The sequence below is a fragment of the Streptomyces neyagawaensis genome, from assembly GCF_023516595.1.
GTDB lineage: Bacteria > Actinomycetota > Actinomycetes > Streptomycetales > Streptomycetaceae > Streptomyces > Streptomyces neyagawaensis.
In genome coordinates this window covers 26,895-51,060 of the sequence record NZ_JAMGBG010000139.1, presented here as the reverse complement: position 1 = coordinate 51,060, position 24,166 = coordinate 26,895, and the positions used below count along the sequence as shown (strand labels likewise).

At 71.9% G+C, this 24,166-nt stretch carries 22 protein-coding genes; 11 read left to right on the top strand and 11 right to left on the bottom strand.

The window, feature by feature from the left end:
- Nucleotides 1-162: 162 nt before the first annotated feature.
- Together M8J73_RS37740 and M8J73_RS37735 are read left to right on the top strand one after the other, a co-directional pair.
- Nucleotides 163-1,509, top strand: a complete 1,347-nt coding sequence (locus tag M8J73_RS37740) for a wax ester/triacylglycerol synthase family O-acyltransferase (RefSeq protein WP_249829636.1) — start codon at nt 163-165, stop codon at nt 1,507-1,509.
- Nucleotides 1,510-1,837: 328 nt separating this feature from the next.
- Nucleotides 1,838-3,340 carry an SDR family NAD(P)-dependent oxidoreductase gene (locus M8J73_RS37735; protein WP_055540711.1) on the top strand — a complete coding sequence of 501 codons (1,503 nt, stop codon included), beginning with the start codon at nt 1,838-1,840 and terminating at the stop codon, nt 3,338-3,340.
- Here the strand turns inward: M8J73_RS37735 and M8J73_RS37730 are convergent.
- Nucleotides 3,319-3,831: a hypothetical protein gene (locus M8J73_RS37730; protein WP_055540712.1), complete on the bottom strand. Its 513-nt coding sequence runs from the start codon at nt 3,829-3,831 to the stop codon at nt 3,319-3,321. The genes M8J73_RS37735 and M8J73_RS37730 overlap by 22 nt on opposite strands.
- 494 nt (nt 3,832-4,325) lie before the next feature.
- Here M8J73_RS37730 and M8J73_RS37725 point away from each other — a divergent pair, with 494 nt between their 5' ends.
- Together M8J73_RS37725 and M8J73_RS37720 are read left to right on the top strand one after the other, a co-directional pair.
- Entirely contained in the window at nt 4,326-4,499 is a 174-nt protein-coding gene (locus tag M8J73_RS37725) for a hypothetical protein (RefSeq protein ID WP_167738834.1), read from the top strand.
- Nucleotides 4,500-4,553: 54 nt separating this feature from the next.
- Nucleotides 4,554-5,036 carry a GNAT family N-acetyltransferase gene (locus tag M8J73_RS37720; RefSeq protein ID WP_055540713.1) on the top strand — a complete coding sequence of 161 codons (483 nt, stop codon included), beginning with the start codon at nt 4,554-4,556 and terminating at the stop codon, nt 5,034-5,036.
- A gap of 93 nt (nt 5,037-5,129) precedes the next feature.
- Here the strand turns inward: M8J73_RS37720 and M8J73_RS37715 are convergent, their stop codons facing one another.
- Nucleotides 5,130-6,476: an amidase gene (locus M8J73_RS37715; RefSeq protein WP_055540714.1), complete on the bottom strand. Its 1,347-nt coding sequence runs from the start codon at nt 6,474-6,476 to the stop codon at nt 5,130-5,132.
- 152 nt (nt 6,477-6,628) lie between these two features.
- Complete coding sequence (locus M8J73_RS37710) at nt 6,629-8,053, bottom strand: lipase maturation factor family protein (protein ID WP_055540715.1); 1,425 nt, start codon at nt 8,051-8,053, stop codon at nt 6,629-6,631.
- Nucleotides 8,054-8,181: 128 nt separating this feature from the next.
- Between M8J73_RS37710 and M8J73_RS37705 the strand changes: the two genes are divergently transcribed.
- Both M8J73_RS37705 and M8J73_RS37700 read left to right on the top strand, forming a co-directional pair.
- Nucleotides 8,182-10,269, top strand: a complete 2,088-nt coding sequence (locus M8J73_RS37705; protein WP_249829635.1) for a SpoIIE family protein phosphatase — start codon at nt 8,182-8,184, stop codon at nt 10,267-10,269.
- Nucleotides 10,270-10,471: 202 nt separating this feature from the next.
- On the top strand, nt 10,472-11,341 hold the full coding sequence (locus M8J73_RS37700) for an Fpg/Nei family DNA glycosylase (RefSeq protein WP_055540949.1): 870 nt from the start codon (nt 10,472-10,474) through the stop codon (nt 11,339-11,341).
- Nucleotides 11,342-11,472: 131 nt separating this feature from the next.
- Here M8J73_RS37700 and M8J73_RS37695 read toward each other — a convergent pair whose 3' ends face one another.
- The 4 genes from M8J73_RS37695 to M8J73_RS37680 form a co-directional block, all read right to left on the bottom strand.
- The gene (locus M8J73_RS37695; protein ID WP_055540948.1) at nt 11,473-12,132 is read right to left on the bottom strand and encodes a hypothetical protein; all 660 of its coding nucleotides are present in this window, start codon (nt 12,130-12,132) and stop codon (nt 11,473-11,475) included.
- Between the two features lie 258 nt (nt 12,133-12,390).
- Entirely contained in the window at nt 12,391-12,906 is a 516-nt protein-coding gene (locus M8J73_RS37690) for a hypothetical protein (protein ID WP_055540947.1), read from the bottom strand.
- Between the two features lie 148 nt (nt 12,907-13,054).
- Nucleotides 13,055-13,600 (bottom strand): sigma-70 family RNA polymerase sigma factor, encoded by a 546-nt coding sequence (locus tag M8J73_RS37685; protein WP_249829634.1) that lies wholly within the window; start codon nt 13,598-13,600, stop codon nt 13,055-13,057.
- A 569-nt stretch (nt 13,601-14,169) separates the two neighbouring features.
- Nucleotides 14,170-14,631: a universal stress protein gene (locus M8J73_RS37680; RefSeq protein WP_249829633.1), complete on the bottom strand. Its 462-nt coding sequence runs from the start codon at nt 14,629-14,631 to the stop codon at nt 14,170-14,172.
- A 195-nt stretch (nt 14,632-14,826) separates the two neighbouring features.
- Here M8J73_RS37680 and M8J73_RS37675 point away from each other — a divergent pair, with 195 nt between their 5' ends.
- A complete protein-coding gene (locus tag M8J73_RS37675; protein ID WP_249829632.1) occupies nt 14,827-15,681 on the top strand; it encodes a polysaccharide deacetylase family protein in 855 nt (284 codons plus the stop codon).
- A gap of 51 nt (nt 15,682-15,732) precedes the next feature.
- On the opposite strand, the gene M8J73_RS37670 is transcribed toward M8J73_RS37675, so the two are convergent.
- A complete protein-coding gene (locus M8J73_RS37670; RefSeq protein ID WP_055542077.1) occupies nt 15,733-16,404 on the bottom strand; it encodes a class F sortase in 672 nt (223 codons plus the stop codon).
- Nucleotides 16,405-16,736: 332 nt separating this feature from the next.
- Between M8J73_RS37670 and M8J73_RS37665 the strand changes: the two genes are divergently transcribed.
- Nucleotides 16,737-17,228, top strand: coding sequence for a GVDTG sorting domain-containing protein (locus M8J73_RS37665; protein ID WP_055542076.1), 492 nt, complete (start codon nt 16,737-16,739; stop codon nt 17,226-17,228).
- A gap of 148 nt (nt 17,229-17,376) precedes the next feature.
- Here M8J73_RS37665 and M8J73_RS37660 read toward each other — a convergent pair whose 3' ends face one another.
- From M8J73_RS37660 to M8J73_RS37650, 3 genes are all read right to left on the bottom strand, one after another.
- Complete coding sequence (locus M8J73_RS37660; RefSeq protein ID WP_055542075.1) at nt 17,377-17,877, bottom strand: hypothetical protein; 501 nt, start codon at nt 17,875-17,877, stop codon at nt 17,377-17,379.
- A gap of 236 nt (nt 17,878-18,113) precedes the next feature.
- The gene (locus tag M8J73_RS37655; protein WP_079055178.1) at nt 18,114-18,878 is read right to left on the bottom strand and encodes a bestrophin-like domain; all 765 of its coding nucleotides are present in this window, start codon (nt 18,876-18,878) and stop codon (nt 18,114-18,116) included.
- 16 nt (nt 18,879-18,894) lie between these two features.
- Nucleotides 18,895-19,497, bottom strand: a complete 603-nt coding sequence (locus tag M8J73_RS37650) for a hypothetical protein (RefSeq protein WP_249829631.1) — start codon at nt 19,495-19,497, stop codon at nt 18,895-18,897.
- Between the two features lie 273 nt (nt 19,498-19,770).
- On the opposite strand from M8J73_RS37650, the gene M8J73_RS37645 reads away from it, so the two are divergent.
- The 3 genes from M8J73_RS37645 (at nt 19,771) to M8J73_RS37635 (ending at nt 24,006) form a co-directional block, all read left to right on the top strand.
- On the top strand, nt 19,771-20,766 hold the full coding sequence (locus M8J73_RS37645) for an SCO0930 family lipoprotein (protein ID WP_055543219.1): 996 nt from the start codon (nt 19,771-19,773) through the stop codon (nt 20,764-20,766).
- A 295-nt stretch (nt 20,767-21,061) separates the two neighbouring features.
- Nucleotides 21,062-21,874, top strand: a complete 813-nt coding sequence (locus M8J73_RS37640) for an SAM-dependent methyltransferase (RefSeq protein ID WP_055543218.1) — start codon at nt 21,062-21,064, stop codon at nt 21,872-21,874.
- On the top strand, nt 21,871-24,006 hold the full coding sequence (locus tag M8J73_RS37635) for a putative bifunctional diguanylate cyclase/phosphodiesterase (protein WP_249829630.1): 2,136 nt from the start codon (nt 21,871-21,873) through the stop codon (nt 24,004-24,006). Before M8J73_RS37640 ends, M8J73_RS37635 begins: the two co-directional genes overlap by 4 nt.
- Nucleotides 24,007-24,166 lie beyond the last annotated feature (160 nt).

Genomic DNA, 24,166 nt, shown 5'->3' with positions numbered 1-24,166 from the left:
GAGATGACGCCCGAGTGACGGCAGATGCCTCAGTGGTCCCGCCTCTCCCCAGGAGGTGGGACTTAATCTGCTGTTAACTGAGCGTAGCTCGATCGTACTTGACCGTAATCGGCCATCGGCGGTTGACTGCAGACTCACCCGTCGTCGACGCGAGGCAAGCCATTGACTTCTGACGAGCTCGCACCACTCGACCTGGCCTTCTGGAACATCGAGTCCGCCGAACATCCCATGCACCTGGCGGCCCTCGGCGTCTTCACGGCGAACTCGCCCACCGCGGGCGCCCACGCCGCCGACCTGCTTGCCGCCCGTGCCGCCGGGGTGTCCGCGCTGCGGATGCGGATCCGGGACGTCTGGCGGCCCGATGTGCGCCTGCCGCTCACCTTCGGCGGCGCGACCCGCGAGCCCGTCGCCGACTTCGAGCCCTTCGACCACGTACGGCTCCACGCGCCGACCCGCGACTTCCACGCGGTGGCCGGCCGGCTGCTGGAGCGCCCTCTGGAACGCGACCGGCCGCCGTGGGAGGCGCACGTCCTGCCCGGGGAGGACGGCACCTCCTTCGCCGTGCTGTTCAAGTTCCACCACGCCCTGGCCGACGGACTGCGGGCGCTGACCCTCGCCGCCGCCGTCATGGACCCCATGGACATGCCGGCGCCCCGGCCGCGCCCCGCCGAACCCCCGCGCACCCTCCTCGGCGAGGTGCGCAAGCTGCCCGCGTTCCTCCGCGGCACCCTCTCCGACCTGGGCCGGGCCGTCGACATCGGCACCTCCGTCGCCCGCACCACGCTCGAGGCGACGCTGGGCGCGCGGGGCACCGCCGCGCTGACCGCCGAGCCGAGCGGCACTCGCCGCACCGTCGGCGTGGTCCTCGACCTCGACGACGTGCACCGCATCCGCAAGACCGTCGGCGGCACCGTCAACGACGTCCTCATCGCGGTCGTCGCCGGCGCGCTGCGCCGCTGGCTGGACGAGCGGGGCGACGGCAGCGAAGGGGTCGCGCCCCGGGCGCTCATCCCCGTCTCCAAGCGTCGGCCGCGCACCGCGCACCCCCAGGGCAACCGGCTCTCCGGCTATCTGATGAAGCTGCCCGTCGACGACCCCGACCCGCTCGGCCGGCTCCGTACGGTCCGCACGGCCATGGACCGCAACAAGGACGCCGGGCCGAACCGCGGCGCCGGCGCGGTCGCGTTGCTCGCCGACCATGTGCCGCCGCTGGGGCACCGCCTCGGCGGGCCCCTGGTGAGCCAGGCCGCGCGCCTCTGGTTCGACCTCCTCGTCACCAGCGTGCCGCTCCCGAGCCTCGGCCTGCGGCTCGGCGGCTGCCCGCTCGCCGAGGTCTACCCGCTGGCCCCCCTCGCCCATGGGCAGTCCGTGGCGGTGGCGATCTCCACGTACCGGGGGAGCGTCCACTACGGGCTGGTCGCCGACGCGGAGGCCGTGCCGGATCTGGAGGTGCTGGGGAAGGCGGTGACGGCGGAGCTGGAGGGGCTGCTGGCGGCGTGCGAGAGCTGACCGGGGGCGCCTGACAGCTCGGGGGTGCGCGGTTCGTCGGCGGGTGCGGGTGGTGTGTGGTTTCTCGCGCAGTTCCCCGCGCCCCTGAAGGCATGGGCCTGCGGCCCGGCCTTCATCGGAAAAGCACGGGGCCGCAGGCCCCTGCTTTTCCAGGGGCGCGGGGAACCGCGCGAACAACCCCCACCCACCCGCACCCGCCGACGAACCGCGCACCCCCGAGCTACTGGGCGCCCCGCGTTTGGTCAGCCGCGCTCCCGTCCGTAGAATTCCGCGTTCGGTGACGGGCGCGAGTCGGCGCGCCGCGGGTGATCAGGGAAACGGCAGCGCGATGACGGTGACAGAGGACGGCCCGGCGACCACGGACGAGGCCGTGTACGGCCCCGGTATCGACCCCGAGCGGCTCGCCGTCTGCCTCAGCGTGCTCGAGGAACTCGACACGCTGGACGTCGACCACCCGGACGCGATCACGGTGCGCCGCGCCACCGCCGCCATCTACCGCACGGTGAAGCAGCGCCGCCGCCAGGAGCGCCGCGCCGCGAAGACCGCCCACGACAAGGCGGTCACCGAGGCCACTGCCACCGGCTCCGCCCAGCGCATCGACGACGAGACCGAGGGCATCCTGCCGTCGTCGGTGACCGACGCGGGACAGATCGCGGGGATACTCCAGCGCCCGCGCTCCTGCTACGTCTGCAAGAGCCGCTACGTCGAGGTCGACTACTTCTACCACCAGCTCTGCCAGGCCTGCGCCGCCGAGAACCGCGCCCGCCGCGACGCCCGCGCCGACCTCACCGGCAAGCGCGCCCTGCTCACCGGCGGCCGCGCCAAGATCGGCATGTACATCGCCCTGCGGCTGCTGCGGGACGGTGCGCACACCACGATCACCACCCGGTTCCCGAAGGACGCGATCCGCCGCTTCAAGGCGATGGACGACTCCGCGGACTGGATGCACCGCCTGGAGGTCGTCGGCATCGACCTGCGCGACCCCGCCCAGGTCGTCGCGCTCGCCGACCAGCTCACCGACGCGGGCCCCCTCGACATCCTGATCAACAACGCGACGCAGACCGTGCGTCGGCTGCCCTCCGCCTACGCCGCCCTCGTCGAGGGCGAGAGCGCCCCGCTGCCCGCCGGTGAGCTGCCCGCCCACCACGTCATCGGCGCCTTCAACTCCGGCGCGGTGGACCGGCTGACCGGCCCGGCCGAGCTGCCCGTCGGCACCAGCGGTCTCGACGCGCAGCGCGTCGCCGACCTCGCGCTGGTCGCGGGCAACGCCAGCGTCGCCCGGCACCTCGACGGCACCGCCATCGACGCCGGCGGGCTCGTCCCCGACGTGGTGGACAGCAACACCTGGGTGCAGACCATCGAGCAGATCTCCCCGGTGGAGCTGCTGGAGACCCAGCTGTGCAACTACACCGCGCCGTTCATCCTCATCAGCAAGCTCCGCCCGGCCATGGCCGACGCCGCCCGGAAGGCGCCGAGTGGACGCGCGTACGTGGTGAACGTCTCCGCGATGGAGGGCGTCTTCGGCCGCGGCTACAAGGGCGCCGGCCACCCGAACACCAACGCCGCCAAGGCCGCGATGAACATGGTGACGCGGACCAGCGCCCAGGAGATGTTCCAGACCGACGGCATCCTCATGACCTCGGTCGACACCGGCTGGATCACCGACGAGCGCCCCCACTTCGACAAGCTCCGCCTCGCCGAGGAGGGCTTCCACGCCCCGCTCGACCTCGTCGACGGCGCGGCCCGCGTCTACGACCCGGTCGTCCGCGGCGAGCAGGGCGAGGACCTGTACGGCGTCTTCCTGAAGGACTACGCGCCCGGCAAGTGGTGAGACGCCCTCGCCCGGTCCGACACCAGCTCCAGCACCGTCCGCCAGTCCTCCAGCACCCCGGCGTCCACTCCCGGGGCGCGGCCCGCCTCGTGCGCGTCGCGCAGTGCCAGCACGTCCTCCATCAGGGCCGTGTCGGCCCAGCCGCCCGCGTGCATGCGCACGAGGTCGTCCGGGCCGAGGGCGTGCAGGCGTACGAGACGGGCGACCCGTTCGCCGAGCAGGGGGCGCACCGCGTCGGCGGCCAGGTCGGCGTGGCCGGTGTCGTCACCCGGACGGAGCAGACGGCCGAGGGTGTGCACCAGGCCGGCCACCTGGAGTTCCTTGTCGGCCGGCCGCGCCCGGCGCAGCAACGCGGCGGTGCGCAGCGCGTGCTCGTGCTGATCCCCCGGACCACAGGGACCATCTGGACCACCCGGGCCGCCGGGCGCGTCCCTGGCGCCCCGGCACGCGTACAGCAGATCCATCAGCTCGTCGATGCCGCGCAGCTCCATGCGTCGGTCCTCCCGAGTCCGCCCGCGAGAAATGCCGTTGCGACACAGGAGCAGATCATGGTCGGCTTGCTATTCGGCCAACGGGACCTGAACTGCGTGCCGAAGACAGCGATCCGCTGGAGCCCCGGTGGAGCGCGGAGTTCAGGAACTAGGCCGATCGGGTGGTGGCAAAACGTAATGAAATAGGGCGAATAGCCGAACGGTGGCCCGCTGAACGCGGAATGACTCGAGACAGTTACCTCGTGTTTTCAGCCCCATCGAGCAGGCACCCGCTCATTTGGTTACTCTGTATCGGACGGACAGCCTTATATGGGTTCCACCCACACCCACGGTCCGTCCCGGGACAAGCCGGTCACCACGGTCTGCTCTCACCCAAATGAATCCGGCGCCACCGCGTCCGAACTGACCTCGACTCAGACCCGAGCGGATGTCAGGCGAGCAGCGGCAGGCTGGGCCGACGTCCCGAGGGTGACCCGACACATAAGGAGTGCGCGGTGACACCAGAGAAGACGAATCGCGATCAGCGCCCCAAGGAACGCACGGAAGGCGCCGGCCGGACGAAGAAGGAACTCGGCAGCCTCGACGTGTGGGCCAGGTCCGCCCCCATCCGGCTCGCGGGCTACGAGGACGACCTCGCCGAGCCCCACATCCTGCCCAGCGTGGACTGACCCCCTCAGCGCCCTCGCGATCGCCGTCTGCATGGGCGTGCCAGACTCACGCCCATGCAGATCAGAGAAGCCACCGCCGAGGACTGGCCGCGGATCTGGCCGTTCTGGCACCGCGTAGTCGCCGCCGGCGAGACCTACACCTGGGACCCGGACACCTCCGAGGAAGCCGCCCGCGCCCTCTGGATGGCCCCCGCCAAGCGTGTGTTCGTCATCGAGGACGGCACCGGGGCGGTCGTCGGCTCGGCCTTCCTCGCACCCAACTACGGTGGTCCCGCCGCCCGCATCGCCAACGCCGGCTTCATGGTCGACCCCGAGCACGGCGGCCGTGGCATCGGTCGCGCGCTCGCCGAGCACGTCCTGGCCGCGGCCAAGGCCGACGGCTACCGGGGAATGGTCTTCAACGCCGTCGTCGAGACCAACCCGGCCGTCCGACTGTGGACCTCCCTCGGCTTCACCGTCCTGGGCACCGTCCCCGACGCCTTCGAACACCCTCGGGACGGCAGGGTGGGGCTGCACATCATGTACCGGGCCCTCTAGGGATCCGGCCATCCGTCGCGCCCTCCAGCTCGACCTCCGCACCGGGCCCTCAAGGCCCCGCGTAGGCCGAGGGCACCCCAGGCCCCCGTCGCCCTAGTCGAGCGGGGCCGTCCGCCGCCACGGGTGCAGCTCCTGCAACTGCTCCGCCACGGCGAGGAGTTCGAGCTCGGAGCCGGGGCGGCCCACCAGCTGCACGGCGCAGGGGGCGCCCGACGGCAGGGTGCCGAACGGCACCGACATCGCGGGCCAACCCGTCAGATTCCACGGCGGGGTGAGCGGCGAATAGTTCGTGTTCACCAGCAGATTGCGCAGCCACCCCCGCTCGTGCCAGGGCGCGGCGGCCGGCCCGCGCCGGGCGAGCGCCGGTGTGAGCAGCACCTCGTGCTCGGCGAAGAACGGCTCCATCCGCCGGCGCAGTTGCTCCCGCCGGTCGCCCGCCCGGACGCCCTTCAGGAAGCGGCGCCCCACCGCGGCATGCACCCGGGTCCGCCGGGTCAGCAGCGCCGGGTCGAGGTCCTCGGCGTCCACCGCCGTGCCCGCCGTCCAGTGCGCCAGCGACGTCGTACCCAGCCAGATCGGATACGGCGGATCGGCGCGCCGCACCCGGTGGCCCGCCCCGGCCAGCGCCTCCGCCGCCCGGCGCGCGGCGTCGACGTACGGGCGGGTCACGGTCACCCCGAGCAGGGGGCTGCGCACGGAGAGGGCGATGCCGCGGGGCGAGGAGGAAGGGGCCGGTTCGTCGGGGCCTGTGCCCGCGAGGACCCGGAACATCAGCCGGGCGTCCTCGACGGTCGTCGCGAGCGGGCCGTTCTCCGACATGCCGAACCAGTCGCCGTGTCCGATGTCCGCCGGGACGACACCGAAGCCCGGCTTCAGCCCTATGAGCCCGCAGTTGGCGGCCGGTATACGCAGCGAACCCATCCCGTCGTTGCCCAGCGCGATCGGCACCAGGCCCGCGGCGACCGCCGCCGCGCTCCCACCGGACGAGCCACCGGTGGTGCGGGTGAGGTCCCAGGGATTGCGGGCGGTGCCGTGCACCCCGTCGGTCGTGCCGAAGACACACAGCTCGGGTACGTTCGTCAGGCCCACGACCACCGCGCCCGCCGCGCGCAGCCGGGCCACCGTCACATGGTCCTCGGCGGCCGGGCGGTCCGGTGTCGCCGCCGACCCGTTGCGTGTGGCCTCGCCCCGCACGGCGAGGTTGTCCTTGACCGCCACCGGGACCCCGGCCAGTGGCAGTCCGCCCAGGCCGGCGCGGGCCGCGACCTCGTCCGCCTCGGCCAGGGCGGCCTCCGCCCGGACGGTACGGAACGCGCCGATCCGCCCGTCCAGCGACGCGATCCGCGCGAGATGCTCCGCCACCACCTCGCGCGGCGTCACCCGCTTCTCCTGTACGGCGGCGGCGATCTCGGCGGCGGTCCGGCCGACCCAGCTGGTCACGGGGGCTCCCTGTCGATCTGGTGTAGGTGGGAGCACTGTGCCTCTTGGGGCGGCGCCACGTCGAGAGCCATGACCAGGGATCCCGCAGAGCAGCCTCTGACCCGGCAACGGACGCGGGCAGACGGAGAACGAGGTCGCGGCCGTGACCGGCCCTACCGGTCCCGGAGCGTCGGCACGGCCAGCCGTGTCGGGGGCATGAACTCCCGTACGTACGTCCGCTCCCAGCAGGCGCCCGTCGCCCGCAGCTCCCGCCATGTCGTGTAGCGGTAGCGGAAGAGGCGGGCGCGGACGAAGCGCGGCGGGGCGTCGGCGGGGAAGGGGGACCGGCGCAGCAGCCGCAGGGTGTCGCGGTCGTTCTCCAGGAGGCGCTCCACCAGACCGCCGAACCAGGGATGCGCGTACGCCGGGGAGAGCGCCGCGAACCACATCAGCCAGTCCAGCCGCAGGTGGTACGGGGCGTACTGGCGGGGCCAGCGCCGGGGGTCACCCGGCTTGCCCCGGAACTCGTACTCCAGCCAGCCCGCGTCCTCGCGCGGCACCTCGTCCGCCGTCCCCTCCACGATCACCTCGTACCGCACGCGGCTGACACTGCCGAAGGCCCCGTAGGTGTTGACCAGGTGCAGTGGGTCGAAGGAGCGGTTCATCACCTGGCGGGGGGAGATCATGTTGCGCACCGGGTGGTAGCTGAGCCAGAGGACCAGCGCGGTCATGGCCAGGACGACGATCTCGTACCACAGGGGTGCGCCGGGGGCGTCGGGCGCGCCGGTGCCGAGGTCGACCGCCGACAGGGCCAGCACGATGGTGATCCAGTTCAGCCAGCTGAAGTTGCCGGACAGCACCAGCCACAGCTGGGTCAGGATCATCAGCGAGGCGGCGGCCGTCGCCACCGGCTGCGGGGTGAACAGCAGGAACGGGACGACCAGCTGGGTGACGTGGTTGGCGGCCACCTCGACCCGGTGGAGCGGCTTCGGCAGATGGTGGAAGAACCAGCTCAGCGGGCCGGGCATCGGCTGCGTCTCGTGGTGGTGGTAGAGACAGGTCAGCTTCCGCCAGCACTCGTCGCCACGCAGCTTGATCAGGCCCGCGCCGAACTCCACCCGGAACAGCACCCAGCGCAGCAGGAACAGCACGACGATCGGCGGCGCCACCTCGTCGTTGCCCAGGAACACCGCGAGGAAGCCGACCTCCAGGAGCAGCGACTCCCAGCCGAACGAGTACCAGGTCTGGCCGACGTTCACGATCGACAGGTACATCACCCACGGCACCAGCCACAGCAGCATGCCGCCCCACAGGGGCAACAGCGAGTCGACCCCGGCGACGAGCGCCGCCGACACCGCGCAGCCCGCCCACGCCCACGCGGCGAAGAACCGGTCCGAGTAGTGGAGGTGGAACACGCTCGGTGACCGCCGCCACGGCATGCGCGCGACGAAACGGGGGATCGGCAGCATCCCCCGCTCCCCGAGCAGCGCCCGGAACTGCAGGGCCGCCCCCAGAAAGGCCACCAGGTAGATCACGGCGAGGGAGCGCTGGAAGAGCAGCCGGCCGAGCCAGTAGTCGGGTGCGGTGAACCAGTCCATGGCTTCGCGCTCCTGGGTCGCGCGCCGGAACAGGGGCGGTACCGACACTAGTGATCGGATCCAGGGGGCTGAAACAGGACAGCCCGTCCCCACTCGAATAATCCGGCAAACCCTGGCAAAGTGGCCACATGGTTGATCGGGGAGCGAGTGAGCTGCCGCTGCCGGACGATTGGCTCGCCCACCCGGACCCCGTCCTGGCGCTCAATCTCATGGGCAGCTTCGACTGGGACCTCGACGCAGGCGTGATGCACATGGACGCCACGGCCCTCGAGGTCTTCGACCTGCGCCCCGACGAGTACGACGGCAAGCACGAGAGCCTGGCCGTCCGGGTCCCCCCGGTGGAGGGCCGCAAGCTCGACACCCTGGTGTCCCAGGCCCTCAAGGACGGCAGCGAGAACTACGGCGCCTACTTCCGCATCCGGACGCGCGACGGAACCCTCCGCTGGACCCACACCCAGGGCTACATCCGCCGCGACGAGACCGGCCGCCCGTACCGGGTCATCGGCATCGTCCGCGACGCCACCCGCGAACTGCGCGAGATCAGCGCACGCACGGAGCAGGCGCCCCTGGACGAGGCCCGTCACAGACGCACCGACGTCGTGCAGGTCATCACCGCCGCCCTGGCCCACGCCCGCACCGTCCAGGACGTGATCGACGTCCTGGAGGACACCGACGGCATCACCCACCTCGGCGCGACCAGCCTCGTCATGGGCCTGGTCGAGGCCGGCCGCATCCGCATGATCGCCGCCGGCCCCCGGGCCAGCTACGTACCCGGCACCCGGATCACCCGCCTCGACGTGAAGTACCCGATGAACGAGGTCGTACGGAGCCTCGCACCGCACTTCATCGAGTCACCGGAGGAGTTCGCCGAGTCGTATCCGCTGCTCTGGCCGCACATCACCGACCTCCAGATCACCTCGGCCGCCTATCTGCCGCTGATCGTGCAGGCCCGGCCCATCGGCGCCATGGGGCTGCTCTACAACGACCGCAGAGGCTTCACCCGCGAGGAGCGCGACGTCCTCGTGGCGCTCGGCAGCAGCATCGCCCAGAGCCTCCAGCGGGCCATGTTCTACGAGGGGGAGAAGGACCTCGCGGAAGGCCTCCAGCAGGCCATGCTGCCCCGGTCCATCCCCAGCGTGCCCGGCGCCGACATCGCCGTGCGCTACCGGGCCGCGTCGTTCGGCGGCTCCCTCGGCCGGGACATCGGCGGCGACTGGTACGACCTCGTCCCCCTGCCCGGCGGCCGCGTCGGCGCGGTCATCGGCGACGTCCAGGGCCACGACACCCATGCCGCCGCCGTCATGGGCCAGCTCCGCATCGTCCTCAAGGCGTACGCCACCGAGGGTCACACCCCGGCCACCGTGATGTCCCGCGCCTCCGCCTTCCTCCATGAACTCGACACCGACCGTTTCGCCACGTGCCTGTACGCGGAAGCCGACCTGTCCACCGGAGTGGTCCAGGTCGTCCGGGCCGGACACATCGACCCCCTCATCCGGGCCCCCGACGGCGGCTGCCGCCGGGTCACCGTCGACGGCGGCCTGCCGCTCGGGCTGTCGGCCGAGTTCGGGAGCCTGGAGTACCCCGTGAGCACGATCGAACTGGACCCCGGGGACACGCTGCTGCTCTGCACGGACGGCCTCATCGAACAGCCCGGCGCCGACCTCGACGACGGCATGCTCACGTTGCAGGAGCTGATCACCACCGGCCCCGACGACGTCGACGACCTCGCCGACCGGCTCATCGACGTGGCGGAGGAACGCGGTGGCGACGACGACGTGGCCCTGCTCCTGCTGCGCCGCCGCAGCCGCAGCCGCAGCTCGGAGCAGCCCGGCGGGCGGCTCCAGCAGCATGTCGCCCCCGGAGACCCGGAGGCGCTCACCGAGGCCCGGCACATGATCGGGGCGGCCGTCCGCACGTGGGGCGCGCGGGAGCGGGCCGACGAGATCGAACTCGTCGCCGACGAGCTGATCACCAACGCGCTCATGCACACGGAGGGCTCCGCGATCGTGACGCTCCGGGCGCTGACCGGTACGGAACGGAGACTGCGGGTGGAGGTGGAGGACTCCTCCAGCGCGCTGCCGCGCCGTAGGGAGGCGGGGGAGTCGGGTGTCTCGGGGCGGGGGCTGCTGCTGGTGGACCGGCTGACGGATGTGTGGGGGGTGGAGGCGCGGGGCGGCGGGAAGTGCGTGTGGTGTGAGTTCGTGTTCGCCCAGTAGCTCGGGGGTGCGGGTTCGCATGGCGGGTGCGGGTGGGCAGGGGTTGTTCGCGCCCACGCGGCGGAACCGCATGTGTCACCGCCCCCCGCGCCCGGGGAACTGCGCGAGAAACCACGACGAACCCGCACCCGCCAACGAACCCCGTACCCCCGAGCTACTGGGCGCCCGGCGAACCGCCGCAGGCAGTGGCACTCTGGATGGCATGCCGGAACTGCCCGAGGTCGACGCCCTGCGGGACTTCCTGGTCGGCGCTCTCGTCGGCCATGAGGTCGTCCGCGTGCTGCCGGTGGCGATCAGCGTGCTGAAGACGTACGACCCGCCGGTCACCGCCCTGGAGGGGCGCCAGGTCACGGCGGTGGGCCGGTACGGGAAGTTCCTGGACGTGGAGACGGACGGCGGCGAACTGCACCTCGTGACCCATCTCGCCCGCGCCGGCTGGCTGCAATGGCGGGACCGGCTTCCCGACGGCCCGCCCCGCCCGGGTGGCAAGAGCCCGCTCGCGCTGCGCGTCGCGCTGGAGACCGGCGAGGGCTTCGACCTGACGGAGGCCGGCACGCAGAAGCGGCTCGCCGTGTACGTCGTGCGGGATCCGCTGAGCGTCCCCGGTGTCGCCCGGCTCGGCCCGGATCCCCTCGCCGACGACTTCGACGCGGCCCGCCTCGCGGAGCTGCTGGCGGGGGAGCGCCGCCAGATCAAGGGCGCCCTCAGGGACCAGAGTCTGATCGCGGGGGTCGGCAACGCGTACAGCGACGAGATCCTGCACGCCGCCAGGATGTCGCCGTTCAAGCTGGCCTCGTCGCTGAAGCCGGAGGAGGTCCGCGAGCTCCACGAGGCGCTGCGCACCACGCTCACGGAGGCCGTCGAGCGCTCACGGGGCCTGGCCGCCGGGAGGCTGAAGGCGGAGAAGAAGAGCGGACTGCGGGTGCACGGCCGGACCGGTGAACCCTGCCCGGTGTGCGGGGACACCGTCCGCGAGGTGTCCTTCAGCGATTCGTCGCTGCAGTACTGCCCGACCTGTCAGACCGGGGGCAAGCTGCTCGCCGACCGGCGGATGTCACGGCTGCTGAAATAGCGCGACGGAGGCGGGTCCAGGATCGTGCCTGACTCGTCCCCGACTCGGCCCCGATTCGGCTCCGTCCATGATCCGCAACCATTGAAGGTACGGACCAGGTGCGGGCCGGGCGGCCGGGCCCGGCGGGCGGCTCAGCGCCAGGCCGGGGCCTTCAGGGTGACCAGGAGTTCACCCTCCTGGCTGCGTACCTCGAAGTGGCTGATGTCCTCGCGCTGCATCGAGGTGCCGCCCTGCATCTCGGAGGGGCCGTCCGCGTCCTCGGGGGACTTCCAGTTGGCGGCCGTCTCCTCCGACCCGTCCTTGCCGATCACGACCAGCCGGCAGGCGTGGGCGCCGTCGGCCTCCTTGACCTTCAGCTGGATGTCGCTGCCCCAGACCCGGTCCTCGGCCTTGACCTCGGCCCACACCCCCGACTCGGGGTCCGTGGCCGCGACCTTGTCCGGAGGGGCGCCCGGACCAGCGAGAACGGCGACGGCGGGCCCACCCACGGCGATGATCACGGAGGCGGCGACCGCGAACAGCCAGCGCCTGCGACGTGCACGATGGCGGGCCGCCACCTCGTCGAGCAGCCGTCCGAGCAACTGCGGGCCGGGCGCCGCGAAGGGGTGCACGGCGCGCGGTGTCGCGTTCCGGTACAGCATCAGCTGCCGGGCGGCGGGACGGAACTCGGTGACCTGTACCGCGCACTGGGGGCAGCCGCGGACATGGTCCTCGAAGTGGAAGGACTCCACCTCGTCGAGCACGCCCAGCGAGTACGCGCCGACGTCGTGATGACGATCCTGGGACCACATGGCAATTCCTCGGGCCGGTGTGCGGTGGGGGTTGCTTCCTGCCCCCACCGGTACGGACCAGACCCGAGAATCACTCAAGCCCCGCGACCAATGCCAACCAAAAGATTCGGAGCCGTGATCTCGGCGGATTGGTCGCCGACCGAGAAAACTTCCCCGCCGCTGCCTGAAGCGGCAGTTCACCGCACCGACACGCCCCGGTCACCCGGAGTGTCCGCGAGGCGGCCGTCCTCAGAAGAGCCCTCTTCGGAAGATCCGTCCTCAGAAGAGATGGATCGCCAGATGGCCGAGCGGCAGGCCGAGCCGCCAGGCCGGTGTCCAGACCTTCGGCCCGTCGTCCTCGCCGAACACCGCCCCGCCCCCCGGCACCGCGTCCAGATCGGGCGCGAGCAGCTCGGTCTCCTCCAGCCACCGCCAGGCCGCCGCCGCCAGTTCCAGGTCCGGCGCGGGGCCGCCCACCTCCAGCGCCTCGGCGGTGAGGTGGGCCATGCGCTCGCCCACCCAGTCCTGCCACGGCTGGTCGTACGCCGTCAGCGACAGCCAGGTCTCCAGCTGGGTGACGACCCGGATGCCGGAGAGCTCACCGCCGGAGTCCGCGAGGAAGATGGTCAGCGCCAGGGCGTCGCGCCCCGCACGGAACTCGAAGGACGTCGGCGGCATGAGGTCGCCGGTCCGCAGCAGCTCCTCGGCGATGTACTCGGCGTAGAACCACGCCATGGGGACGGTCAGTTCGCCGCCGCCGGCGCCGTCCGTGCTCTCTTGACCTCTGTGCAGCATCCCTTCCTGCCTTCCTCCGGTACGTGCGCGTCGCCCGACACCGGGCCCCGGGGGCAGGGCCCCATCCGGAACACGGATGAGGACAGCTGATTGCTCAACAGCGGTCCTCAGCAAGGCGCTTTACGGAGGTTTGACTCGGCCATGGGTTTCACCGCAGGTCGGCCGCGTATCCCGGAAGCACCCGGCGCAGGGCGCGCAGTGCGTAGTAAGCGCGCGACTTCACCGTACCGGGCGGGATCCCCAGGGCTTCGGCGGCTTCCGCCACACTCGCCCCCTGGAAATACACCTGCACCAGTACTTCCCGGTGTTCCGGAGTGAGTGTCTTCACAGCTTCGCGCACATCGAGGGTGGCGACGGACCGCTCGGCGTGGTCAGCCATCACTCGGGCGTTCTCCAGCACCGCGTCCCCCACCTCCGCCGGGCGCGCCTGACGGGCCCGCCGCGCGTCTATGGCGAGGCGCCGGCCGACGGTGAGCAGCCAGGGGCGCACCGAGTCGAAGTCGTGGGCGCGCAGCGCCTCCGGGTGCTGCCAGGCGCGTACGAAGGTCTCCTGCACGAGGTCCTCGGCGCGATGACGGTCCCCGTCGGAGAGCCGCAGCAGCAGGGCGAAGAGAGGGCGTCCGTGTTCACGCTGGATCTCGGCCAGTTCGTGTTCGGCGGTCGTCCCGTTGGTGATCGTGGTTCCGGCCGTCATGGGCGTATGGGAACGCGGGGCGCTCCCCGGGGACAGGGGCCGGTCACGGGTGTGCGGCGGGCGGTCGAAGCTGTCGACGAACGGTGCGACGAACGGTCTGTCGGCAGGTCGGAGGCGCAGCCTCCGACCTCCGCCCCGCTCCCCGGCCCCGCCCCGCGAAGCCCGGACCTAGGGGAGCGGCGGCTTGATGGCGGCGTCCGGCCTGGGGTCCTGCCTGGGGTCCGGCCCGGCGTCCTGCCCGGGGTCCTGCCTGGGGTCCTGCCCGGCGTCCGGCCCGGCGTCCCGCCCGGCGCCCTGCCCGGGGCTCGCCCGGCGTCCCGCCCGCGTGCCCGGCTCAGGACGGGCCGGAATGGGCCTGTGGGGGCGTCGGGCGGCAACCCGGGCCGGAGGCTTCACTGAGCCCCGCCGCGGGCCCCCAGCGGCCACCCCACGGCTCCGCCGCCCTACACGGGCACCGCGGCAGATGGGCTCCGCCTGAACGGGCCGCGCGGCACACGGAACCCCCGGCCCAAGCACACGGCCTCCGCCCGCTCGACGCGGCTCCGCGTGGCTCCCGGCTTCGGCCGGGGCTACGGGACCACCGTCACCGGCCAGCGGCCCGCCTTCACCAGGCGGATCGCGACCGAGCCGATGATGCGGTGGCCGGCTTGCTCCGAGGCGCCCACCACGACCGCGTCCGCCTTGAGGTCGTCCGCTGCCCTGACCAGCCCGTTGTACGGGTCGCCGCGGAACGTGTGGAACTCCCAGCGGGTCTCGAAGACGCCCTTCACCTGCTCGGCGGCCTCACGGATCTGCGCGACGAGGCTCTCGGCGATCTCGTCGGTCGTCCCGGCCACCGGCACCCCGAGTGCCGCGCCGGCCGCCATCACCGGCTGCACGTACACGATCGCCAGCAGCGCCCGCTGCCGCCGGGCGAGGCCCGCCGCGTAGGCCACGGCGCGCAGGGAGGAGTCGGAGCCGTCCAGTCCGACGAGGATGACCTTCGGCCCGTCGGTACCCCGTTCGAACTGGTGCGCCTGCTGATCCGTCACGGTGGTGAGGCTATCCGAGAGCCCTGTCACCGGCGTGCGCCGGGCGGTCGCGGAGAGAGGCGTCGCGGGGGGCGTGGGCAGAGGTGCACGGAGGGGCGTGCGGGGGGCGCGAAAACTACTCCCATCGGGTGTTTCCATGCCGCCGCTCCGGTGTCGTGGTGGTGCGCCGTTCCAGAGTTGGTCGACTCATGAGTCATGACGAAGGATCAGATGTTCACGCGCCGCCGCCTCCTGCTCGGCGGTGCCGCCCTGCTCGGAGCGGCCGGTGTCGCGGGCACGACGGCGCTGCTCACCGGCGAGGGGAGCTCCGGCCCGGCCCGGGGCGCCGCCACGGCCGCCGGTCCCGGCGCCCGTCCCGCGTTCAAGCCCTCCACGTACCGGTTGCAGCCCATCGCCGGATACGGCGCCCCGCCGCTCCGGCGCCGCACCCTCGTCCCCGCCACCGTCCGCAGCCGGCCGTACCTGCGGGTGGACGGACGCGGCCGGACCATGGTGCTGACCTTCGACGACGGGCCGGATCCGCGCTACACCCCCGACGTCCTGCGCATCCTCCGCAAGCACGACGTCCGCGCGATGTTCTTCGTGTGCGGCGAGATGGTGGACCGGCACAAGGACCTGCTGCGCGAGATGGCGGCCGACGGGCACACCGTCGGCAACCACACCTGGTCGCACCCCATGCTGCCCAGCCTCTCCCGGTCCAGGATCCATGCCGAGATGTCCCGCACCAGCGAGATCATCGAGAAGGCCTACGGCGAACCCCCGCTGTGGTTCCGCGCCCCCTACGGCGCCTGGAACCGCGCCACCTTCGAGTTCGGCGCCGAACTCGGCATGGAGCCCCTGGCATGGACGGTGGACACCCTCGACTGGCGGGCCCCGGCGGCGGCCACCATCGCGGACCGCGTGGAGAAGGGCGCGGCACCCGGTGTCGTCGTGCTCTCCCACGACGCGGGCGGCGACCGCTCGCAGAGCGTGCGGGCACTGCGCACCTATCTGCCAGAACTGCTCGACTCGGGATATCGGATCACGGTGCCGCAGCGGAAATACGCGTAACGCCGGAAAGCGAATCGGCTCCGGGCCTTCGCCCGCCCGGTCGGGGAACGCTCAGCGAACCTCGACCAGGCGGGCGAACACGACGACGTTCCCGTCGTAGCCGTTCTGCTTGGAGAAACCGCCCCCACAGGTGATGACCCGCAACTCGGGAATTCCACTGTTGCCGTAGACGCGGTCACCGGGGAAGTTGTTCTTCGCGAAGACCTCGATGCCGTAGATCTCGAACACCGCTGTCTTCGCGTCACCGCGCTGCACTTCGACGCGGCTGCCCTTCTTCAGCGCCCCGAGACCGTAGAACACGGCGGGGCCCTGGTTGTTGTCGACATGGCCGACGACGACGGCGGTGCCCTTCTCGCCGGGGGAGGGCGCGCCGGTGAACCAGCCGGCGAGGTTCGGGTCCTCGGCGGGCGGCGCGTCGACCCAGCCCTGGGCGTCCAGCCCGACGGGCACGACCGGCGCGTCGACCTGGATCGAGGGGATCCGCACCCGTTCGACCATGGCGTACGGCAGGGGGTCGGGCACATTGGTGAACGTGCCGTGGGGGGTGCTGCGGCTGTCGGCGGCGGCCGCCTGGGCGGGCTGCGGCGGCCCCACGTCGAATTCCCCCGAACCGTTCCGGATGAGAGCGAGACCGGTCAGCAGAACCAGCGCTATCACGCCCCACGGCGCGCGCTTTCTCCGCCGCTCCTCCTCTTCGGCCTCGGCCGGCTGGGACCAAGCCATTCGCCATCCCCTCTCGACACGGCCGTCGCCGCGTCCGTCGCGCATAGGGAAACGCTAAGCGTGCCGCATCCGGACGGCGACGGGTCAGGTACGAACGGGTGGCGGCGAGCCGGGGCCCTCGGCCATCCGAGTCGCCGCCCACAGGAATTTTCTGACGGTCCGTGACCTGCGGCGATATCCGGCGACGCGGAATTATCACGGCGTGTCCGCTCACCAGGACGGACCAGCCTCGAAATGCGGCCCCTTGCACGGCATCTGAGGGTCTATTCGGGAGGCGCTTTCTCGCCGATCGACCGGGGACGGGTCCCGGGGCGTCTTCCGCGGAGGATCACATGCGTACTACTCGTGCCCTGGCGGCCTCGGCCGTCGCGGTCACCCTGGTCGGTCTCGCCGCACCGACGGCCGCCGCCTGGGACCAGCCCACCTCGGTCACGGCCGCCCCCCAGGTCATCGCCCGGGGCGGACAGCTCGTCCTCACCGTCAGCGGCGGCGACGCGTGCGCCACGCCCAACAGCACCATCAGCTCGAACGCGTTCCCCACCACCAACCTCAGGTCCGTCGACGGGCGGACCGCCACGGCGACGGTGCGCGTCAACACCAACGCGAACCCCGGCGCCTACAGCGTCACCACCCACTGCGAGGGCCAGCGCAGGACGTTCAACGACGTCTTCACCGTCATCGGCGGTGTCCGCGGCGGTCTCGGCGGCAGCAGCTCCACCGGGGCCACGCCGACCGACATCGCGATCGGCGGCGGGCTGGTGGCCGCCGCGGCCATCGGCGGCGGCGTCTTCTGGATGCGCCGTCGCTCCGAGAGCAAGATCTGAGGTCACCACGGCACAGGCCCCGGAACAGGATCTGTCGCTCACCCCCTTCGGAGTACGGATCGCACGCCGCTCAGCCTTTCGCCCCGGTCCCGCTGCGGGATACCGGGGCGAAAGGCTGAACGGCGTGCGCCGTCAGGTTCGTGCGCCGTCAGACGTGGCTGCCGTCCTCGGAGCGGCGGCGGGACCAGCGCCACGCGACGCCCAGGGTGCCCGCGACGAGCACGGCGCCGAGACCGATCTCCCCCAGGTCCAGGCCGGCGACGCCGCCGATCCCGGCGTGGGCACCGTGCGAGGGGTGGTGGCTGGGGCGCGCCGCGATGGTGAGGTCCGTCTGGCCGCTCTCGTTGCCGCACTGGAACGAGACCTCGTACACCGTTCCATGCCTGGCGTCCCAGTCGACGGTGGCTCTCGCCGACGAGTGTCCCCTCGGGATGGTGACGGTGTCGAACACGGCCGAGGACACGGTCGTCCGGGAACGGCAGCCGTCCACGCGGAGCGTGACCTCGCCGCCGGGTGCGACGGTCGAGGGCGCGACGCTGAAGCCGAACGACGTGGTGTCGCCGGCCGGTGCCGCGTGCGCGACGGGAGCGGTGAGGGTAAGGGCGGTCACGCCCAGCAGAACGGCCGAAGCGACGCGTATCGCGCGCATGATGAGCCTCCGGGGTCCCGAGGAGCCTGCTGCGGACCTTTTCCGCCTGCGCCTGACATGCACCTCGATGAGCGAAACGCTAGGAAGGCGCGCCGGGGGCCGCGATCGCAGTCGCGCGAATGGGGCAAGCGTGTGCTCCACCCAGGGGACGCCGCGCGACATCCGCCCGTGGGGCCGGGGGACGGGCGCGCGGGGTGTCCGTCCCCCGGCCGCGGGGGTCCGCTACCGGTGTGCCGTCAGGTCTTGATGCCGGGGAAGAGGGCCATGAAGGGCTCGGCCGTGGTGGTCAGCCCGCGGCCGTAGGGCGAATCGAAGTCCCAGACGAGGAACAGCAGGAAGGCGATGAGGGCGGAGAACAGACCGGCGAGGATCAGCTCGCGTGCCGTCCGCCGGATCTGCAGGGCGAAGACCATGCCGACGGTCACGACGGCCCCGGCGATCAGCCCGAACCACACCACCCCCGGCATCGTCTCGCCGGTGGAGTCCGCGCGGGAGTTGCGTGCCGCGTCGGCCGCCGCCATCTGGTCGAGCAGCGGCTGGTACGCCTGCGCCTCGAAGTCGCTCGCCGGCTCGTAGTCGGTGACGTCCCGGCGGACGGTGTCGAGCAGCTCGTCGCCCCGCTCGGTCATCTCGCCCTTCGTCGACATCGACTTCCACTCGGTGGACACCACATGGCCGACATACGCGTCGATGTCGTCCCGGATCCGGTCGCGCACCCCGGCCGGGTACACCCGCACCCGCTCGTCGATCTCGTGCAGCGCCTGCGCCTCCGCCTGCACATGGTCCTGGGCGACGCTGCGGGCCTCCCAGACACCGGCGATGGCCAGACCCAGGACGATCGCGTACACCACGCCGATCATCATGGTGATGTACTCGATCACGTCCGGGGTCTCGGACGGGTCCTCGTCCGCCGGTGCGGCGTGATGCCGTACGACGGCCACGATGAGGACGACGAGACACGCCGCCCCCATCGCGAGGGTGAGAACAAGCCATTCCGACAAGAGGTTCCTCCTGGGGTCAGCGCGGGCGCAGCGCGGCGACGGCGAACACCGCGGGCGCGGTGATGAGCAGGGCGAGGGAGACGAGGGACGGCCCCGAACGCTTGGTCCGCGGGCGGGCCGTCGCCTTGTAGGGCGGGTAGCGCACCGGGCTCGGCGAGACCTCGGGCGTGGGGCTCGGCGGCGGCTTCGGCGCGGGGGCCGGGGGCGGAGGGGGCGCGGGCCGGGGCGCCTTGGTGACCGGCGGCGGTGGTGGCGGAGGCTCCGGCCGGGGCGCAGGCGGGGGTGTGGGCCGCGGGGTGGGCGCCGGATCGCGGCTCGGGTCGGGCCGGGCCTTCGGCGGCATCGGCTGCGGTGGGGGCGTCGGGGTGGGCGTCGGAGTCGGTGGGCACCAGGGTGTCGGGGTGGGCGTCGGGGAGGGGGTGGTCGCCGGAGCCGGCTCGCAGGGGCCGGTGCCCGCGACCGCCACGGCGACGGCGCCGCCGCCCGGGCCGGTCGCGACGTACGCGCAGGCGTCGGCGACCGCCGTGCCGCTCGGCGCTCCGGTGAGAAGCCAGGTCAGTGCGAGCAGGGCCGACAGCCGTAGGGCGAGAGCGGAACGGGTCCGCGGGGGTCCTTGCACGTCGGAGATCATCCGTGTGCCGCGCGCCCGCGTACGCGGGAGCATCTACAGATTGCTCCAAAGGAGGGAAAAACGGGCCACGAAGGTTTGACCGGGGCGGTCGGTCGCTGACCGTCATTTCGATGCTTTCGCAGGCCGCGCCGGGGGTGTCTGCGCGGAGTTTCGAAAGAAATCTGCGTTCCGTTGAACACTTCGACCACCCCCGCCCGTACCTAGGGCCAGCGAGCGGCGCAGTAGGGCGCTGCAACACCCAAAGATTGACGGGGAGTTGGAATGAACACCTCCTGGCGGAGCGCCGCACTCGTAGCCTCAGCTGCGGCTGTGCTGGCGCTGACGACGGCGTGCGGTCAGGAACAGGGCTCCACGTCCTCGCAGAACGTGGGTGCCGCTTCCACCCCCACGCTCGGCGCCGGCACCATCGCCGGGGCGGCCGGAACCGCAGGGGCCGGTGCGGCCGGGACCGACACGTCGGACCAGGCCCAGTCGACCACGGCGGCGTCCGCGGGCCAGCTGACCGTGTGGAACAGCGACGAGTACGGCAAGGTCCTCACCGACAGCGCCGGTCGCACCCTGTACCGCTTCGACAAGGACTCCTTCGAGCCGCCGAAGACGACCTGTGAGGGCGAGTGCGCCACCACCTGGCCGCCGGTCCCGGCCGCGGGCGCCACCGCCGCCGAAGGTGTCGACCAGGCGCTGCTCGGCGAGATCACCCGCCCCGATGGCAGCAAGCAGCTGACCGTCGCCGGCTGGCCGATGTACTACTTCGCCAAGGACACCAAGGCCGGTGACATCAAGGGCCAGGGCCTCAAGGGCACCTGGTTCGCCTCCGCCCCCAACGGCAAGAAGGCCTCCACCAAGGGCGGCGGCGGTGCTGGCGCCGCGGGCGACGCCGGTGGCGAGGCGGTCGGACAGGCCGGTCTGACCACCCGCAACGACCCCAAGCTCGGTGAGGTCGTCGTCGACAAGAACGGCATGACGGTCTACCGCTTCCTCAAGGACAAGCAGTGGCCGATGTCGACCAAGTGCACCGGCGCCTGCCTCGACAAGTGGCCCGTCGTCGCCCCGGTCGAGAAGAACGACACCAAGGGCATCCTGCTCAAGGGCTACACGGTCTTCGACCGGCCCGACGGCATCAAGCAGCAGACCATCAACTGCATCCCGCTCTACACCTTCGCCGGTGACAAGGCCCCCGGTGACACCAAGGGCCAGGGTGTGGGCGGCACCTGGTTCGCCATCAACGGCGACGGAGAGCCGATCGGCGCGCAGTAACGACGATCACCTTCCCCACGCACCACATCAGCGCGGCCGATCAAGGACCCGCCCCCTCCGCATCGCATCGGAGGGGGCGGGTCGCTTGGCGTGCCCGTACGCGCGGTCGCGGACGGCCGGCGGCGCTCGGAAGTGAACAGGCATGGTCGGGGCGGCGATTGGGCATGTGCCCCCGGCGGCGACGTTGAACGGACGGTCAATTTCCGTTTTTGCTCGCTCCTTTGGCGGACGATCAGTAGCCTCTGCTCGAACACCGGATCGCCTACGCCGCCCCCGACGCGTTGGAGTCACAGATATGGAGCGTCCCGCCTGGGCTCCACGGAGCATCGACATCTCGATGCCGTCCGTGGCCCGCATGTACGACTACTACCTGGGCGGTTCGCACAACTTCGAGGTCGACCGGGAAGCGGCGCGCAGGGCCATGGAGTTCGTGCCGGGCCTGCCCAAGATCATGCAGGCGAACCGCGCCTTCATGCGCCGCGCCGTGCGCCACGCGGCGCGAGCGGGGATCACCCAGTTCCTGGACATCGGATCCGGGATCCCCTCCTTCGGAAATGTGCACGAAGTGGCGAGGGAAGCCGCTCCCGGCGCGCGCGTCGTCTACGTCGACCACGACCCGGTCGCCGTAGCACACACCCAGGCCGTTCTGGAGGGCGCCGACGACGCCGATGTGGTCGCGGCCGATCTGCGCAAGCCCCGGGACGTCCTCACGAGCCCCCAGGTCGAGCGGCTGATCGACCTGAACCGGCCAGTGGCCCTGCTCCTGGTTGCCATACTGCACTTCGTGGAGGACACGGACGACCCGTACGGAGCGGTGGCCGAGTTGCGCGACGCGCTCGCGCCCGGCTCCGTGCTCGTCGTCTCGCACGCCTCCTACGAGGGGATTCCACTTCCCCGGGAACGGGTCGAGGGCGCGGTGGACGTGTACAAGGACATTCGCAATCCGCTGATCATGCGCTCGCGCGACGAGATCGCGCGGTTCTTCGAGGGGTACGACATGGTGGAACCCGGACTGGTGCCGATGGCGAAGTGGCGGCCCGACACGGCTCCCGAGGACGAGGATCCGTACGCCTTCTCCGGGTTCGCCGGCGTGGGGACGAAAGCGTGAGCGCGGAACCGGACGGGCCGGAGGACAGACTGCGCCGGTTCGCGACGATCTGGAGCCGCGCGGTCTTCCCCGCCACCTCCACGTCGCTGACCCGCCCCGAGTTCGAGGAACTGCTCCTGCCGCTCGCCCGCCGCCTGAGCGAGGCGCTGCGGGCCAGGACGTACGACGCCGAGGAGGGCAGGGCCGTCGGTGCCGCCCTCGTCGAGGCGCACTGCACCGAACCCGAGGCCCTCAGCAGTGCCCTCGACTGCGTCGACGCCTATCTGGTGCTCTACTGCGGCGGCGACGGCCACCAGGAGGATCTGCGCGCCCGCGCCGCACGGCTCCAGTCGGCGATGGCCGCCGGGTACGCCGAGGCGCTGCGGCAGCGGACCCTGACCGAGCAGGAGGCGATCGCCCGCGCGGCCCTGGAGGCGCAGGGCGCCGTCGCCCGGGCGCTGCACGCCACCGAGGCCCGCTTCCGCGCGGTGTTCGAGGGCGCCGCGATAGGCATCGGCATCGCCGACCTCGACGGCAACATCCTCCAGGTCAACGGCGCGCTGCTGCGCATGTTCGGCGTCACCGAGCAGGCGAGGCTCGCGCGTTGCGTCACCGAGTGGACGCACCCCGAGGACGCGCCGCAGGTGTGGCGCCTCTACGAGGAGCTGGTGCGGGCCGAACGCGAGCACTACCACACCGAGAAGGCGTTCTACCGCCCCGACGGAACGGTCCTGTGGACCAATCTGACGGTCTCCCTGCTGCGGGACGCGGACGGCAACCCCCAGTACCAGCTGGCGCTGATGGAGGACACCACCGAGCGCCGCCTGCTCAATCTCCGCCTTCGTTACGAGGCCACGCACGACGCGCTCACCGGACTGCCCAACCGCACCCTGTTCTTCGAGCGCCTGGAGAAGGCCCTCGCGGCCGGCGACGGCCAGCGGTTCGGCCTGTGCTACCTCGACCTGGACGGCTTCAAGGCCATCAACGACAGCCTCGGCCACGCGGCCGGCGACCGGCTGCTCGTCGAGATCGCCGACCGGCTCCAGTCCTGCGCGACCGCCCCCGGTGAGATGGTCGCCCGGCTCGGCGGCGACGAGTTCGTGGCGCTGACCACCGGCCCCGACACCGAGAGCGAGGTCGACGATCTCGCCGACCGCATCATGAACGCGCTGGTCACCCCCGTCCGCATCGACGGCCGGGAACTCCTCGTCCGCGGCAGCATCGGCATCGTCGAGGGCCCGGCGGGCGAGCGCGGCCCGGCGGAGGTGCTCCGCAGCGCCGACATCACGATGTACCGGGCCAAGTCGGCGGGCGGCAACCGCTACGAGGTCGCCGACGCCGAGGCCGACGCCCGCGCCATCACCCGGCACGGGCTCACCACGGCGCTGCCCGCCGCCCTGGACCGGGGCGAGTTCTTCATCGAGTACCAGCCGCTCGTCCATCTCGGCGACGGCACCGTGCGCGGCGCGGAGGCACTGGTCCGCTGGCTGCATCCGCAGCACGGCGTCCTCGGCCCCGACCGCTTCATCCCGCTCGCCGAGCGCACCGGCCTGATCGTGCCGCTCGGCCGCTGGGTGCTGGAGCAGTCGGTGCGCCAGGCCCGCGAATGGCAGCAACGGCACGGCGGCAGGGGTCCGCTGCGCGTCAACGTGAACCTGTCGCCGTGCCAGCTCACGCATCCCGGGCTGGTGCAGGACACCGTGGAGATCCTGGAGCGGGCCGGCCTCGAACCCGACGCCCTGTGCCTGGAGGTGACCGAGTCCGCCCTGATCGGCGCCGACGACGATCTGCTCAAACCGCTGCGCAGGCTCGCCGAGATGGGCATCGACATCGCCCTCGACGACTTCGGCACCGGCTACTCCAACCTCGCCAATCTGCGGCGGCTGCCGGTCCGGGTCCTGAAGCTGGACCGGTCCTTCACCCAGGGCATGCAGCAGTTCCCCGCCGACCCGGTCGACCTGAAGATCGTCGAGGGCATCGTCTCCCTGGCCCACAGCCTCGACCTCGCGGTCACCGTCGAGGGCGTCGAGACGGGCGCGCAGGCCGAGCAGCTGCGGATACTCGGCTGCGACACGGCCCAGGGCTGGTACTACGCCCGCCCGGGCCCACCGGAACGCCTCCATGAACTGGCGTTGGTGGACGCGACGGGCTAAGAGCTCCGAACAAATGGGGAGCCCGGCTCGCGACGCCTGGCACGCACGCTCGCCGCGTTGCCGAAAGCCCCTGGTAGCTCCTCCCCCACTCTCGGCTCCGCTCGAGCGGGGGGACCCCCATCGAGGAGCTTCCGGCGCCTTGCGATCGCACGCACCAGAC